11 protein-coding genes are annotated in these 14784 nt (G+C 66.1%); all 11 read right to left on the bottom strand.

The window, feature by feature from the left end; genetic code table 11:
• Nucleotides 1-274: 274 nt before the first annotated feature.
• The 11 genes from ACFWV8_RS24090 to ACFWV8_RS24040 all read right to left on the bottom strand — a co-directional run bounded on the left by ACFWV8_RS24090 (nt 275) and on the right by ACFWV8_RS24040 (nt 13391).
• Nucleotides 275-1006, bottom strand: a complete 732-nt coding sequence (locus ACFWV8_RS24090) for a hypothetical protein (protein WP_006376607.1) — start codon at nt 1004-1006, stop codon at nt 275-277.
• Between the two features lie 112 nt (nt 1007-1118).
• Complete coding sequence (locus tag ACFWV8_RS24085) at nt 1119-1835, bottom strand: alpha/beta fold hydrolase (protein WP_384206528.1); 717 nt, start codon at nt 1833-1835, stop codon at nt 1119-1121.
• A gap of 237 nt (nt 1836-2072) precedes the next feature.
• Entirely contained in the window at nt 2073-2762 is a 690-nt protein-coding gene (locus ACFWV8_RS24080; RefSeq protein ID WP_384206526.1) for a PP2C family protein-serine/threonine phosphatase, read from the bottom strand.
• 40 nt (nt 2763-2802) lie between these two features.
• Entirely contained in the window at nt 2803-3792 is a 990-nt protein-coding gene (locus ACFWV8_RS24075; protein WP_384206522.1) for a GAF domain-containing protein, read from the bottom strand.
• A 183-nt stretch (nt 3793-3975) separates the two neighbouring features.
• Complete coding sequence (locus ACFWV8_RS24070; RefSeq protein ID WP_384206518.1) at nt 3976-4542, bottom strand: DUF302 domain-containing protein; 567 nt, start codon at nt 4540-4542, stop codon at nt 3976-3978.
• 170 nt (nt 4543-4712) lie between these two features.
• Nucleotides 4713-8453 (bottom strand): protein kinase, encoded by a 3741-nt coding sequence (locus ACFWV8_RS24065; protein WP_384206513.1) that lies wholly within the window; start codon nt 8451-8453, stop codon nt 4713-4715.
• 363 nt (nt 8454-8816) lie between these two features.
• Nucleotides 8817-9089: a hypothetical protein gene (locus tag ACFWV8_RS24060; protein WP_384206508.1), complete on the bottom strand. Its 273-nt coding sequence runs from the start codon at nt 9087-9089 to the stop codon at nt 8817-8819.
• 426 nt (nt 9090-9515) lie between these two features.
• A complete protein-coding gene (locus tag ACFWV8_RS24055) occupies nt 9516-10640 on the bottom strand; it encodes an ABC transporter ATP-binding protein (protein WP_384206501.1) in 1125 nt (374 codons plus the stop codon).
• Complete coding sequence (locus ACFWV8_RS24050; RefSeq protein WP_384206495.1) at nt 10637-11443, bottom strand: ABC transporter permease; 807 nt, start codon at nt 11441-11443, stop codon at nt 10637-10639. Before ACFWV8_RS24050 ends, ACFWV8_RS24055 begins: the two co-directional genes overlap by 4 nt.
• A 2-nt stretch (nt 11444-11445) precedes the next feature.
• Nucleotides 11446-12342: an ABC transporter permease gene (locus ACFWV8_RS24045; protein WP_384206489.1), complete on the bottom strand. Its 897-nt coding sequence runs from the start codon at nt 12340-12342 to the stop codon at nt 11446-11448.
• Entirely contained in the window at nt 12339-13391 is a 1053-nt protein-coding gene (locus ACFWV8_RS24040) for an extracellular solute-binding protein (protein ID WP_384206484.1), read from the bottom strand. Before ACFWV8_RS24040 ends, ACFWV8_RS24045 begins: the two co-directional genes overlap by 4 nt.
• Between the last annotated feature and the right edge of the window lie 1393 nt (nt 13392-14784).

Genomic DNA, 14784 nt, shown 5'->3' with positions numbered 1-14784 from the left:
ACAGCGCCACGAGAGAGGCGCCGGAGGGACTTGAACCCCCATCCGTCGATGTTCGCCCGCGCTCGGTCGATCCGGTGATCGGCGGCGAATACTGAGACTGGAGCGAGAATCTGAGTTTCACGAGGCCGCCTCTGCCAGGCTTGGGCCACCCCCGCACGTGGTGCGGGGAGAGGGATTCGAACCCCCAACTGACACCCCTTCATCAGCTTCAACATCAGTTTCAGCTTGCGCTCATCGCGCACCCTCCGCTCGCGACGGAGGGCGTATGTGGGGGCTACCGGAAGAGGTAGCCGAATACCGCGTCGCCGACCCGCTGGTCGGTGACCTCGGTGTTGTTCGCCTCCTCGCGGGCGAACTTGACGGACTGCTGGAGCTTCTCGACGCGGTCGAGGAGCTCGTTGACCCGCCGGGCGGGCAGCGCGCCGGAGAACTTCACCGTGGTCCAGTAACCGACCGGGACGTCCTCGTAGTACACCTCGACCTGCGCCGGGTGCTTCTCCGTGGCCTCGGCCTTCACGTGGTTGCGCGGAACCTTCTTCGTGCGGATGGTCCGCACCGGGTCCGTCTTCCACGAGTCCGTCGAGGGGTCCAGATTCCACGACTCGGAGGCATCGAGCACCGGCAGCTTGCGCACGAAGGTGTGCAGGTCGGTGAGCTGCTTCTCCAGGAACAACAGGTACGGGACGGGCACCTGGGGCAACAGCACCGTACCGTCGACCACCACGTCCGCGACCGCGGACCGGTTCGCCCAGTCCTTCGTCGCGGTCACGTCGAAGAGCCGCGTCAGCGTCCCGGCGGTCGCCCGCAGAGCGTCCTCGGCCTTGATCTGCACCCGCGTGGACTCGGGCGGCAACTGCTCGCCCTCCTCGTCCTTGGGCTGGTAGGTCCGGGAGATGCCGGCCAGCAGGGCGGGCTTCTGCACGTCCTGGTGAGCCTGGGTGAGCTCCTGGAGGGCCTTGGACTTGACGCCCTTTTCGACTGCGATGATCTGATTCAACTTCGGCACACGGTGAACCTAACAACCTTGCGCCGCACGCACATCCGATTAAACACCGGCCCCGTCCCTTCCGGCCGAGAGGGCTGTCGGACGCGCGAGGCCGCGCTGGGCATCGAGATCGTCACACGGATGCGTGGCCTTCGTTCCACCAGTCGGTGACGAGCGCGGCGTACTCGTCAGGTTTCTCTTCCCAGCAGAAGTGACCAGCACCGTCGATGAAGTCCACGCGGCTGCGGGGCAGTCGGTCATGCAGGAACTCGGCGTTGACCGGCGGCACGACCTGGTCCTGGCTGCCCGCGACAATACGCACCGGTGTATGGATGTCCGGAAGCAGGTCGCCCAGAACGGGAAGCAGTTCGGGATAGCTGCGGGCATAGCTCATCGTCCTGAAGAAGCGGTCGTCCGCGTAGGAGGAGAGATAGTCATCCCGGATTTCGGGGGACGGCGTGTACCCCTCGATGGTCGCGAGTGTGGCCGTGACGACCTGGCGTCCGTCCATCTGTCGGTACGGTTCCAGATCGGAGGCCTCAACCCACTCCTTGAGTGGGCCCGCGAGTTGCAGAGGAACGGCTGCGCCTCCGCTGCCGACGACCACGGTACGAAACCGACCAGGCTGAGAGGCCGCCGCGAACAGTGCCGACGACGTGCCGATGTCGGGGCCGACGAGATGCGGATTCCCCAGCTCGAAGGCATCGGCGACGCGGACGACGAACTCGCCCATCGCCTTTGGGTTCATCAGTGCCTCGCGGCGTTCCGACTGACCGAATCCGGGCGGGTCGACAGCCACCAGATGTGTGTTCTCGGCCAGTTGGGCCCAGGACTGCGCGAACGCGAACACGCTCTCCGGCCAGGGGCTCAGCAAGATGGCGTCCTGGGACCCATCCCCGCTCTCCGCGAAGCGTACCGACAGTCCGTCGATCGTCCTGAACTGCGGACGGACATCAGAATTCGACCACGATGTACTCATAGACAAGTCCCATCCTGTTCGCACCGCCAAGAATATGTTGAGCAGCAGTGCCCCCGTACGTCCCCGGCGTGGAAGCCGCCGGCGTTCTGGACGAGATCGGCGACCTCGTCATGGCGATGGTGATGCCGAACCGCCCTGAACACGAGCCAGAAGAAGAGCGATGTCGTCTTCCGAAGGCGAAGCGGCCACCACGTTGTCGACGACCGCCTCGCAGAGGTCGTCCAGTGCTTCGACCGGCGAGGCAAGGGCTCGACCCAGCCGGTCCAATCCATCGTCGATGTCCCCTCCCCGGGTCTCGATCAAGCCGTCGGTGTACAGGGCGATCACGCTGCCTTCGGACAACTCCACCTCCACCGACTCGAATTCCATCAGTCCAACTCCGATCGGCGGCCCAACCGGTAGATCGGCGAAGGCGACGGTGCCGTCGGGGGAAAGGATCGCAGGGGGAGGATGCCCGGCGCTCGCCATGGTGCAGCGCAGAGTGCTGGGGTCGTAGACCACGTAGAGACAAGTCGCTCCCACAGTTGTCGATGTGAGACCGATGTCGTCGGGGCTTTCCCGGGCCATCTCAAGGACGAGCTCATCCAATCGCGAGAGCAGTTCGGCGGAGGGAACTCCCAGGTTCGTGAGCGTATGGACAACCGTACGAAGCCGTCCCATGGCCGCTGCCGCGTTGATGCCGTGGCCGACAACGTCTCCGACCACCAGGGCAACTCTGTCATCGGACAAGGGGATGACATCGAACCAGTCGCCACCCACACCGCCGTGGGTGTCTGATGGCAGATAGCGGGACGCCACCTCGACGGCTCCTTTGCTCCACAGGCGATGCGGCAGCAGATCACTGCAGTGCCAGGGCGACCTCCCGCTCGCGCGTGTACCGAATAGCGTTGTCGAGACTCAACGCGGCCCGGTCCGACAGCCCTTCGACAAGGGCAAGATCGGCCATGGTAAATGGGGCTTGGTTCTCCGTACGTACGAAGACGGCCACCCCCAGTACCGCCCCACGCGCCTGAAGCGGGACAATCATCAGGCTATGCATTCCGGTCGCACGAATGACACGGGCCCTGTCCGGATCGTTGTCGAGCCAGGTGCCCGGCGTGGTGTCGAGCAAGGGCTCGAAATGAGATCTCCGCGACTCCAGAACAGCGGTGAACGGAGATGCAGGCGGAACGAATACCGGTTCTCCGCGGTGCCAGAGGGACTCACACATATCTGAATGGATGGATTCCGCGCCGGCGCGGTAGAAGACCGGAATGCTGATGTCGGTGGAATTCAGGTGGTTCAGAGGCTCCTGTCCGAGCGCGACAACCTCCGCCAGATCCACCGTGGCGTAGTCCGCCAGCGCCGGAACCGCTGTGCTCGCCAATTCCTGAGCGGTGTTGAGGGGATCGAGCGTGGTGCCGATACGCGTGCCTGCCTCGCTGAGCATGTTCAGCCGCTGTCGTGCCCGGCTGTCTTTGATGTTCACAGCCATCGAGCACACACCCACCGCTCGGCCTTCCGCGTCATCAAGGCGGAAGAAGGAGACCGAGAAGCGAGGAGGCTGAGCGTCGGGCGAAGGAATTGTGCTCGGATCCAGTTCGTGATCGAGGAGAGGCAGGCCCCGTTCCAGGACATGCCGCAGAGCAGTCTCCAGGAACACGGGATGGTTGGTCGCGACCACATCTGTGATGTGGCGTCCCAGCTCCATTTTCGACTTGTAGACTCCCTCGTTGGTGTCGCTGCTGTTGAACCAGACACAGCGCAGATCGCGGTCCCAGACCGCGATACCAATGGGTGAGCTGTTGAAGATCGCGTTCAGTACCGAAGGACTCATATCCGTCGACACCGTTCACCACCTCTGCAACCGAGTATCCCCAAGTTCGCTCCGCGGCCGGGGTCCACCTGACCACGGTCAGAGCAGCGTTGGTCAGAGCCAGCACCTCGATCACCTCGCGGTCGGATTCCATTCCAGCGGAAGCCGCAGATCGACAAGTTGAGGCGCAACCATGTGAGCGCGATGGGACAGCCCTTATGCCGAACTCCCGACGCCCCGCTCCTCGCCGGTCATAGTAAGAGCGGCAGGAACGGGAACCTCAAGACTCTTGAGCAGTCGCGCAAGCTCTCCGTCCAACTCCACCCCCACACGTGCGATCCGCGAGTCCCCGAAACTGGCGAACTGGGTACTCGGCTGGTCGATACAGAATCGAACGGCCCCGTCCGGATCTTCAATAATGGTAGTCCGCAGAGGCGCGTAGAGCATTACCGCCGCATCGTGACGGAACATACGTTCGGCCATGCCATGATTTCCCATAAGATACTGCGTGCACCGGGCCTCGTCACCTGCGAGACTCATCATCGCAGTCACATCACTACGCCAATAGATGATGAAATCATGCGGAGCGTTCTCCGCCGTTGCCGTAAGCACGGCGTCCCAGTCGGCATCGTTTTCCTTGAGTGCATCAAAGCGTGGCACGTCCAGCATCGGCACCGCAGCTTCGTAGCGCTCTCGAAAATCTTCATAAGACACATCGACATCAACCTGCAGCCGCCGCACCTCGTGTACGACCGCTGGAGCGCTTTCGGACTCTGGCGTCACCGCGCCCCCTCGCAAGTAGCCCTGGGCAGTCGGGTCGGGGTATAAAACGTTCCGCACCCCGAGACAATTCACCTCACCCTCTACCACTCTAGCCTGCTTATCACCATCGCGCCTGGCGACTGTTCAGCGGTACCGGAAAAAAGGACCGCCGGACCACATGGGGCACATCGTCAGCACAGGCCGTGGTAGGGCAGGTCCGGGATATACGTGCGCCACTCCTCACGGGTGATGTCACGGCCGGCCTTCTTGCAGACGGTGACCGCCAGTGCGTCGGGCGCCAGGTCGACGGACTGGGCGCGGCTGCCGCTGAGGGCGCGCAGCACGCTGCCGTCGAAGGCCATGGCGTCGATCTCCCGGCCGCCCATGTCGAGGGGTTGGCCCAGGGAGAGGCGGGCGTCGACATCCCACAGCTGCACGGTGTCCGTCTCGACGGTGGCGGCCAGCAGAGTGCCGTCAGGGGAGAAGACGGTGTCCGAGAGGTAGGCGCCGGAGCGTGTGCCGCCGCGCACGGTGCTGCTGGGCATCCGGGCCAGGCGGTGGCGGACCTCGCTGTCCCACAGCTCGACCCAGCCGGTGGCGCGCACCACGGCAAGGACCTTGCCGTCGGGCGAGTGGGCGAGGTCCACGGTGTCCTCGTTGCCGAAGGCCGCGCGGCGGTTGGTCCGTGTCGCCAGGTCGAGGACGTCGCCCTCGGTGGTGACCAGTCGGCGGCTGTCCCGGCTGAACTGGCCGAAGCCGTGCTGTCCTTGAGCGTAGCGGTGCACCCGCCTGCGATCTCGGATGTCCCAGACGTCGATGGCACCGCCCTCGCCGGAGGGAACTCCCGCGTAGTCGTTGCTGAAGGCGATATGGCGGTTGTCGCGGGAGATCGTGATCTCGAAGACGTCGCGTTGTTCGGGGACTGGCGCGCGCAGCAGTTCCTTGCGGGCGCGCCGGTCCCACACGCTCACGGACAGACGGAGGCCGCCCCCGGAGGGCCGGAAGTCGGTGAAGGCGACGAGGCTGCCGTCCGGGGACAGGGCGCTGACCCGGGTCTGCGCGGCCTCGCCGAGCCCCGGACTCTGCGGCAGCGGCGTACCGCTCTCCTTGCCCGTGCGCGCGTCGAAGACATGCTGGACGGGAGCGTCGACACCCTGGCGGTAGAGACCGGTCCGGCCGTCCGCGGAGATCGCCGCGCCCTCGACGGCCGGCCCCTGCCCTCCACCGGACAGGGCCGCTGTCAGGTCGAGCCGGTGGACCTGTTGGGAGCCGCTGTCCAGGTAGGTGAGCGTGCCGGACTTCTCGTCCAGGCCCATCCGGAAGCCGCCGCTGTTGCTGCCGTCCTTGTTGCCGGAGCGGTCGGCGAGCCGGAAGAGCGGGACGGAGGAGCCGTCGAGCGCCCAGACGGCGATGGGGTGTTCCTGGGAGGAGGCGAGAGCGTAGTGGCCCCCGGCACTCAGATATACGCTCGCGTTCGTCTCGTCGAGCGTCTCGATCGGGGTACCGGCTCGCGGGAGGCCGTCCGCGGTGGACCAGACGAAGAGGCTCCCGCCGTCCCGCAGACCCAACAGGCTGCCGTCCGCGCTGAAGTCCAGCTCTTCGCCACAGGTGACCCGTACGTCGTCGAAACGGCTCGCGGGGCTGGTGCTGGAGAACACGAACCGGGGCTCGGAGTCCCCCGGGCGGATCGCCCACACGGTCAGAGGCTCACCGCTGCCGCCCGCGGCGCTCTGTGGGCAGGACGCGAAGTGCGTGCCGTCCGGCGAGAGATACATCCCGCTCGACTTCTCCGTCGTCCAGGAGACGAGCCCGGTGGCGGGCGAGAAGAACCGATGGGTGACCGGTGCGTCGGTCGGCGGGCTCTCCTGGGCGAACAGGACATGTCCCTGGTTCGACAACTGGTCGGGGCGGAAGCCGGGCTGACGGGGTACTGGCTTGCCGGACGGTTTGCCGTCACGGGTGGACACGAGCTGGTAAGTGCCGGACGTGCCCTTCTTCAGCAGAAGTTGGCCGTCCCTGCTGACCAGGGGCGGAGTGGGTGGATTCACCATTGCGCCGGCCACCGTGAGCCGGGGCTTCGTGACACCCTCCTGCCCCTTGGTCAGATCCCAGAACCTGGTCTCGTCCTCGGTGTAGGTCATGAAACTGAGGCCGCGCTCCAGGAGCGCCTCACCGTTGTCCGGGGACGAACTGGGCGAGGGCGCATCGATCACGCCGGTCTCCTGCTGCGTCGCCGCCGCGCTCAGCGACGACCGCGCCTCCGGTGTCCGCGCGATGCGCCACGCGGCGAGGCTCAGCAGCAGTGCGGTGTCCGGACTGCTGCCACGCAGGTTGTCCGCGGCCTGTGCCACGGAGCGGGACGTGGCCTGGTCGCGGCGGAGTTCCGCCTCGGCGCCACGCCGGGCACTCTCCCGGCTCTGGAACCACGCGACGGTTCCGGCGAGCAGCGCCAGGACCGTCAACGCGGCCGTCACTGCGAGCAGTTGACGTCGACGGCGCGCGGCACGGGCGGACCCTTCCCGGGCCGCGTACAGAAAGCGGAGCTCCAGGGGATTTGGCCGCAGATGGAAGGGCGCCACGGCCAGCCAGTCCAGGAAGGTGCGCAGGGCGGTGCCGTGCGGCAGGTCGTCGGGCCGCTCACCGTGTGCCAGCCACTGGCGGGCGGCGCGCCCCAGAGAACGGTGGACAACGAGGCTCTGGCGGTCGGCGTCGACGGCGTCACGCAGCCTGCTCCAGGCGGGAACGAGCGCGGCGCTGACGGGGCGTACGGAACCGTCCTCTCCGTCGGCCTCCAGGACACCGGCGTCGGCAAGTGCGGTGACGGCCGCCTGGATCGCCCCCCGCTCGCTGTCGGGGCGCCCGGCGTACAACTCGTCCTGGCTCGCGGTACGTACGGAATCCTGGGAGCCGTCCACCGCGTCACCGGGGACGACCAGACGTAACAGAAGTTCGTGGGCCGCGAGTTGGGACGCGGGAGGCAGCGAGCCGAAGGCCGCTTCGGCGCGCTCGCCCAGCGGGGGAACGGTCTCGGCGGAGGGCGGCACGTCCTCACGCGAGGTGGCGCGGCGCGCGCCCGCTTCGAGCAGCGCCCGGCGCGGATCGACGGCCTTGCTCGGCCCTCCGATCAGTTCGCTGAGCAACTCCTGTGCGGAGGGCCGCAGTTCGGGATCCTTGGCGAGAGCCGCGGCAACCAGTGGGCGGAACCGGGCGGGCACCGCGCCGAGATCCGGGTGGACGGACGCGGTGCGGTGAGCCACCTCACCGAGATGGGCGCCGCGGAACGGTTCGTCACCGCTCGCCGCGAACAACACCACAGCCCCCCACGCGAAGACGTCGGACGCGGTGGTCGCCCGCTTGCCGGACAGGACCTCCGGCGCCATGTAGCCGAGGGTGCCCATGAGCGCGCCGGTGGCCGTGAGGGACATGTCGGCGGCGCGGGCGATACCGAAGTCGATGATGCGGGGCCCGTCCGGACCCAGAAGAATGTTGCCGGGCTTCAGGTCGCGGTGAATCACACCGGCGCTGTGGATCGCGGCGAGCGCCGTCGCCGCGCCGATCGCCAGACGCAGTACGGCATCGGGGTCGAGCGGCCCATGCCGCTGGACATGGGCGGTGAGGGTGGGCCCCGGTATGTACTCGCTGACGATGTAGGGCACGGCGCCCTCGTGCCCCGCGCCGTTGGCCGGTGGCAGGGCCACGTCCAGGATCCGGGCCGTACAGAAGGGGGCGACCTTCCGTGCCGCCTCGGCCTCCTTGCCGAACCGGTCCCACACGAACGGCGTGGCGTCCCGGCGCAGCGCCTTGACGGCGACCCGCGCGCCGCCCCGGTCGTACGCCTCGTACACCACACCCTGCGCGCCGGACCCCAGCCGCGACGCGATCCAGTAGTCGCCGAGCCGCTCGGGGTCCTCCGGCGTGAGTGGAGTCGTCAACTCGACTTGCCTCCTTGACTGTTGGTGGTGCCGATGGGGCGAGCCCGCTGAGACCGGCCTGACGCTCTTTTCGAGACGCCCAAGGGTGGGAATTCGGTTGCCGGGGCAGGGACGGAATCGCCTGACGTCGCCCCGCTCGTCGCCCAGCGCATCCTGCCGGCCGACCCCGAACCCGACGCCCACCTGTTCACGGGACCGCGCGCCGGTCCCCACCTGGTCCCCAGCAACGATCAAGGGCCGGTCTCGGAATTCTCCGAGACCGGCCCTGACCTGCGACTCTCGCGAGTCGGGACGACAGGATTCGAACCTGCGACCCTTGACCCCCAGGAGTGAGGGTCGGAAATTTATTCGGACATAGCATGCTTAAGCTGGGCTCACACGCACCGCCAGCCCGCCGGCCTGGGCGTAGTTGTCAGCGGCGATGTGACAGAACATGGCCGCCGCGAGCTTGGAGTCGGCCGCTCCCCGGCCCAGCAGCCAGCCGTCCTTGACATCGCCGGACGTAGGCGGGAACGTCCAGGAGCTCTCGTCGCCGAAGGGCGCGGTATCCACGCAGGCATCCAGCGCCCACCACACGCCGGGCGCGGGGCCGGCGATCTCCACGACGAGGCCCACCAGTTCGCCTCCCGGGCTCATCAGGCGCCGTGCGGCAGGCCGTGGCCGGACAGCCACTCCTCCAGGACATCCAGGACCGGACCGTAGAAGTCCGGGCCCCCGCGGGAAGGCACCCGCACCAGCCGCTCTTCTGGCCAAAGCTGTCGGCGTGCTCAAGGCGGTCACCAGATCGCCGACCGTCTGGTGACCGCCGGCCCCGCATCCCCCCGGCATGCATCTGCTGCGGTCCTTGATCACCCCCGGGTACCTGAAGATCAATCGATCTCAGGCCGGTGTCGAAGTGTGACTATCGCTCCGAGACGCAGGACAGCGCCCCCGGCCAACCCCCTGGGGCGGCCGGGGGCTCTTCCGCTCGGGCAACGGCGCGATAGAACCGAGCGGAGCCAGCGGCTTTGCCTATCTTGGTCGTACCGGCTCCATCCCTATGTAGGAGGGAAGGTGAGGGTTTCAGCCGCCGATGGGCAGAGCTCGGGCGGCTCCGGGGGGAATGGAGACGGGGATCACGTCGCCGAGGGTAGGCAGCCTGAGTGCGCCCGGGTCGGTGACCGCGACGCGAAGCCGGACATCCGTGCTGACCTGAACGACTACGGTGGCGATGTTGCCCTCGTTGATGATCTCGATCACCGCGCCCGTGAGGGTTGAGGTGGCGCCGTCGCTGCCCAAGCGGAGAGCTTCAGGCCTGAGCAGGACGCGGACGGAGTCGCCCGCAGTGACCGTGCCTGGGTGCCGTGCGTGCACGGTGTTCGATATGGACAGCTCGATCGTGCATCGGTCGGAGCCGGCCTCGGTACAGACGCCGGAGATGAGGTTGGACTGGCCGATAAACCCCGCTACGAACGCGTTTGCGGGTTCGCGGTAGATCGTCTCTGGTGTGTCGAGCTGGTCGATCCGGCCACCGCGCATCACTGCGATGCGGTCGCTCATCACCAGGGCCTCGGTCTGATCGTGTGTCACGAAGATGGAAGTGATGCCGAGTTCGCGCTGCAGGTGCTTGATCTCCAGGCGGAGCTGTTCGCGCAGCTTGAGGTCCAGGTTGGACAGGGGCTCGTCGAACAGCAGCACTTTCGGCTGCACCACGATGGCCCGGGCGAGCGCGACGCGCTGCTGCTGCCCGCCGGAGAGCTGACCGGGTAGACGGTCTTCCTTGCCGGCCAGGCCAACGCGTTCGAGGGCCTCGGCGACGCGCTTGCGGATCTCCGGTTTCGGGCGCTTGCGCATCTGCAGTCCGTAGCCGACGTTGCGGCCGACGGTCAGGTGAGGGAAGAGGGCGTACTGCTGGAAGACCATCGCGGTGTCGCGCCGGTCAGGGGGCAAATGGTGGACGTCCTGTCCGTCGAGCATGATCTGCCCGGCATCGGGCGTGAGGAAGCCCGCGATCATGTTCAGGGTGGTTGTCTTGCCGCATCCGGACGGCCCGAGCAAGGTAAGGAACTCGCCGGGGCGAACGTCGAGGTCGAGGTCTTCGACGGCGACTGCGGAGCCGAACTCCTTGCGGATGCCGCGCAGTGTGACCGCGTATCCACCGGCTGCTTCCTGGGTGGCGGGCCGCTTGGCGGCGCTCAGTGCGGTCACTTGGTACCTCCGTGGATGAACTCGGTCAGGTGGGTGAACCTGGATGCGATACCCGCGACGGCGCAGATGCCGAGGACGCTGGTGACCGCGACGCAGGCCAGGGTGGGCGAGTACTCGTACTCCATGTACTGCAGGAGCTGGATGGGCAAGGTGTTCGCGTCGCGGGTGGTCAGGAACAGGGACAACTCGACGTTGTTGAACGACATGATGAAGGCGAAGAGTGCGCCGGCGAACATGCCTGACCGCATGAGCGGCAGAGTGACCGACGTGAAAGCGCGCAGCGGGGTGGCTCCGAGATCGCGAGCTGCACGCTCCCACAAGGTGTTGACGCCGAGCAGGCTGACGCCGACGGTCCGCAGTACGAACGGAATACCGATCACCGTGTGGGTCACCACGAGCAGGGGCGAGCCGATGAGCCCGCGTGCGCTCATCATGGAGATCAGCTGCACGACGGCGAGGCTGATGACGATCTCGGGCAAGAGCAGCGGGGTGGCGAGAAAGCCCTCCAGGGCAGCCCGGCCGCGCCCCTGGCCGCGCGAGAGTGCATAGGCGGCGGCGGTACCGGTGATCAGGGCGCACAGGGCAGAGGCCAGTGCGATCTGTGCGGACAGAGCCATAGGCAGCAGCCACTCGCGGGTGAGCGCGGAGTCCCACCATTTCAGGGAGAGGCCGCTTGGGGGGAAGGCCGGGTAGGTGTCGGGCTGGACAGAGGTCCACACCACGACGGCCATTGGCACGGCGATGAACAGCATCACGAGCGTTAGCAGTGTGGAGCGCAGCAGGATCCAGAGTCGAGGGCGCATGGTCAGATCCCCTTTCGTGACCGGTTGCCGGCCCACAGAAGTGCGCCGACCGTGATCGCGCTGACCACGAGGATGACCACGGCGATGGCTGCGGCTTCCCCCCACTCAAGGCTGACCACCATGCGCTCGCGAACCAGGGTCGCGAGGGTTTGGACCCGTCCGCCGCCGAGGATCGCAGCCGCAGCGAATGAGCCCAGGCTGATGGCAAAGGTGAGCATGAAACCGGAGATCAGACCGGGCCTGATCAGCGGCAGCGTGATCCGGAAGAAGGTACGCACCGGTCCGGCACCCAGGTCGCGTGAGGCGCGTTCCAAGGCTGGGTCGACGCTTTGCACGCTGGACATCGCGGTAAATACCGCGAACGGCAGCAGCACGTGCACGAGCCCAACGATGACCGCGAACCAGGTGCCGATGAACGCGACCGGTTTGTCGGTCACGCCCGACCACTGGAGGATCGTGTTGAGCAGGCCGTCGTTCTGGAGCACCACCAACCAGCCATAGGTGCGCACGACAACGCTGGAGACGAGAGGCGAAACCACGATGAGCAGTACAAGTGTGCGCAGACGAGAGCGGGAGCGGACGAGGAAGTGCGCCACCAGAAGCCCCATGGCCGTACAAGTCAGGCCCACCACGATGGACGTCCAGATGGTGTCCCACAACACGGAACGGAAATAGCTGTCGCCGAACAGGCCTGTGTAGTGCTCAGTGGTGAGATCGGTGGTGACTTGGGCGCCGTCGTAAGTCACCACACTGCTGGCGAGGAGGATCATGGTCGGGACCGCGAAGACCGCCAGGACCCAGACCGTCGCCGGCAATGACAGCAGCGGCAGCTTGGAACGCTTCCGCGTCAGCGTGTGCCCGGGCACGCGCGGGGGCGAGCCTGTCAGCGAGGTGGTCATCGCACGGCCTCCTGCCACTGCTGCTGCCACTCGTTGCGGTTGTCGTTGACCGTTGACGCGTCGGCGATCTTGATCTTGTCGAGCTGTTCCGGCGTCGTGACGTGCTTGGCCGCGAAGGCCGCGGGGAAAGTCAAACTGGTGACGGCGGGCCCGACGTTGTAGGCAAGCGCCCAGCGCTCCTGGACCTCCTTGGAGAGCCAGTAGTCGATGAGCTTGAAGGCGTTGCCCTTGTGGTCCGCGCCGTCCGGGACGCCCAAGGCGCCCAGGTTCGCGTATGTACCCTCCTTGGGAACGGTGAAGTCGTAGTTGTTGGTCTTGGCGTAGATCGCGGCGCGGCCGTCGAAGTAGGGGAAGGTCGTGGCGGTCTCTTTCGCCATGAAGGGCACGGCTTCCGAGGAACTCGTCGGAGTGGCCAAGGCGTACTTGGCCATCTCCTCGGTCCGCTTGAACGCGGGCCCCATGTTGTTGCTACTTCCGCCGCCCATGTCGGCGAGGGTGAGCAGGGAATAGACCCCGAGCGCGTTGCTCGGGCTGAAGATCAACGTTCCCTGACGGTACTTCGGATTCCACATCACGTCCCAACTGGTGGGCGGCTTGGGGAAGGCGTCGCGGTTGTACATCAGGCAGACCTGCTGGACTTCCTGAATCGCGCCGACGCCGTTGGTGTGTTCCTTCAGCTTCTGGGGCACGTTGGCCAGGTTGGGCACCTGCTTCTCGGTCACCCGGGCCAGCAGATTGTCCTGATGGCCCTGCTCGAGCTCGAGGTGGGTCATTATCCCGAGGTCAAAACCAGGGTCACCGTTGGCGGCACGGACGGCGGCGTAGGTCTCCGCCCCGGAGCCGCCCCCTCTGTACTCGACCTTGATGCCGGTTTCCTTCGTGAACGGCTTCGCGATGTTCTCCCTGAAGAGGGTTTCGTACTCAGCGCCATAGCCTTCAACGACGACTACGTCCCCTCCCCCGGAGCCGGCATCCGCGCCGGTGGACGTGCAGGCGGCCAGTGACGTTGAGAGCCCGAGCACGAGCGCAACGCTGATGATCTTCTTCATGTCGGCCGCACCTCCATTTTTTAGACTAGTTCGGATACATCAATGCCGTATGCGCCAGACAGGACGGCACCCTCACTGACGAAGGGACAGGGCCGCCAGAATTACCGGAAGGCTCATCCGCCTGACGGAAAGGCGTGAGCCGGGGAGCCAGTTGAGAGCTGTGCACCGACAGACGCGGTGGAAGTCTCACTAAGCACTCAGAGGCTCAGCGCGGTGATCGGCGGAGCAGTGGCAGATTAGCTTGCCCCTAAAGCAGGTTCTTTGAAAGCCTCACGCGGGCTACGTTCACACAATCCCCGAGTGGCTGACGGGTGGATTATTTCCGCCCCGCTCGAAGCAAGTCGGTGACCTTGTGACGATCGACCACGACCACCCTGTGATCGGGCCGATCGACGGTAATGTCCGCCAGCTCCACCATCAACTGCGTACGGGCAGGAACCAAGCATCGCGCGCCGGTCATCCCTTTGCTTGCCGCATCCCACCGAGGGCCGCAGACACACAGGGCCCAGCCCCCGCGTCGCCTTGCTCGCACGAACCACTACGGAGCCGAGCGCCTGGTCCGTTCTCCCAAGTTGGCCGAGTGCCTGCTGAGACTTGTTCGCCCTCGACACTTTGCCACCTGCGCCGGCCGCGTCCAAAGGAGCCTCACGTACCTGACTCTGAAAGGGACCAGTTTCCCAGATCGTCACATCGCACCTGCCGCACTTCAGCCCATTGATCGTCGAGTAGCGCTCCACGCAGCCCAGTTTCCTTGGTGGACCCAGCCCGGTACTGGGCGATGCGCTTAGCGCTGTCAATTCCGCGAGGACCGAGGGACAACTTCGGGCGCCCTTGGAGTCCCCATTTCGAATCGCTGCGGGGCTAAATTTTCTACCCCGACTCGGCCCTCAGGAAGGTTTTGTGCGACGTAAGGAGGCATGATGCACGCTCCTCCTTCAATTCTGGGAGGGGGCCCTGGTGTTGGGCCCGATCTGGTACTGAGGTTCGCCTGGAGAGCCGAACTCCGCCCAACCAGGCGACAGATGCCTACAGTTCGTCCTGCGCCGAAGGTCCTGACGCATATGGATGGCGCGGCTCGACCGGACAGATCAACGACAGAATGAGGTGGTTCTGCCGCCTATTACCCTATCGGTGAAGGCATCCCGCCGGCGACGGTCGAAGGGGTGGACCCGACCTCAAGGCGCAGCGTTCCGTGTAGGGAACGTATTGATGTAACTAGTTACTGTTACTAGTTACAACTAGAGCACACACCCGCACCGCAGTCAATGCTTGGGGCACTCAATGCTCACGCATCGAAGGAAGGGCTCTCCCGACCTGGGTGCGACCAACCGCAAACCGTCACCCCGGGATCAGAGGCACCGGGTCCGCCACAGTCCGAGCACGCGGTTGCCGC

It is taken from the genome of Streptomyces sp. NPDC058665, from assembly GCF_042714995.1.
Classification (GTDB): domain Bacteria; phylum Actinomycetota; class Actinomycetes; order Streptomycetales; family Streptomycetaceae; genus Streptomyces.
Note: the sequence above shows the minus strand (reverse complement) of the source record. Positions and strands in the feature narration are given on the sequence as shown.

What these genes read in the sequence shown, in the direction of transcription:
- ACFWV8_RS24045 (WP_384206489.1), bottom strand. Translation starts at nt 12,342, where the DNA reads ATGACCACCTCGCTGACAGGCTCGCCCCCGCGCGTGCCCGGGCACACG.
- ACFWV8_RS24050 (WP_384206495.1), bottom strand. Translation starts at nt 11,443, where the DNA reads ATGCGCCCTCGACTCTGGATCCTGCTGCGCTCCACACTGCTAACGCTC.
- ACFWV8_RS24040 (WP_384206484.1), bottom strand. Translation starts at nt 13,391, where the DNA reads ATGAAGAAGATCATCAGCGTTGCGCTCGTGCTCGGGCTCTCAACGTCA.
- ACFWV8_RS24060 (WP_384206508.1), bottom strand. Translation starts at nt 9,089, where the DNA reads ATGAGCCCGGGAGGCGAACTGGTGGGCCTCGTCGTGGAGATCGCCGGC.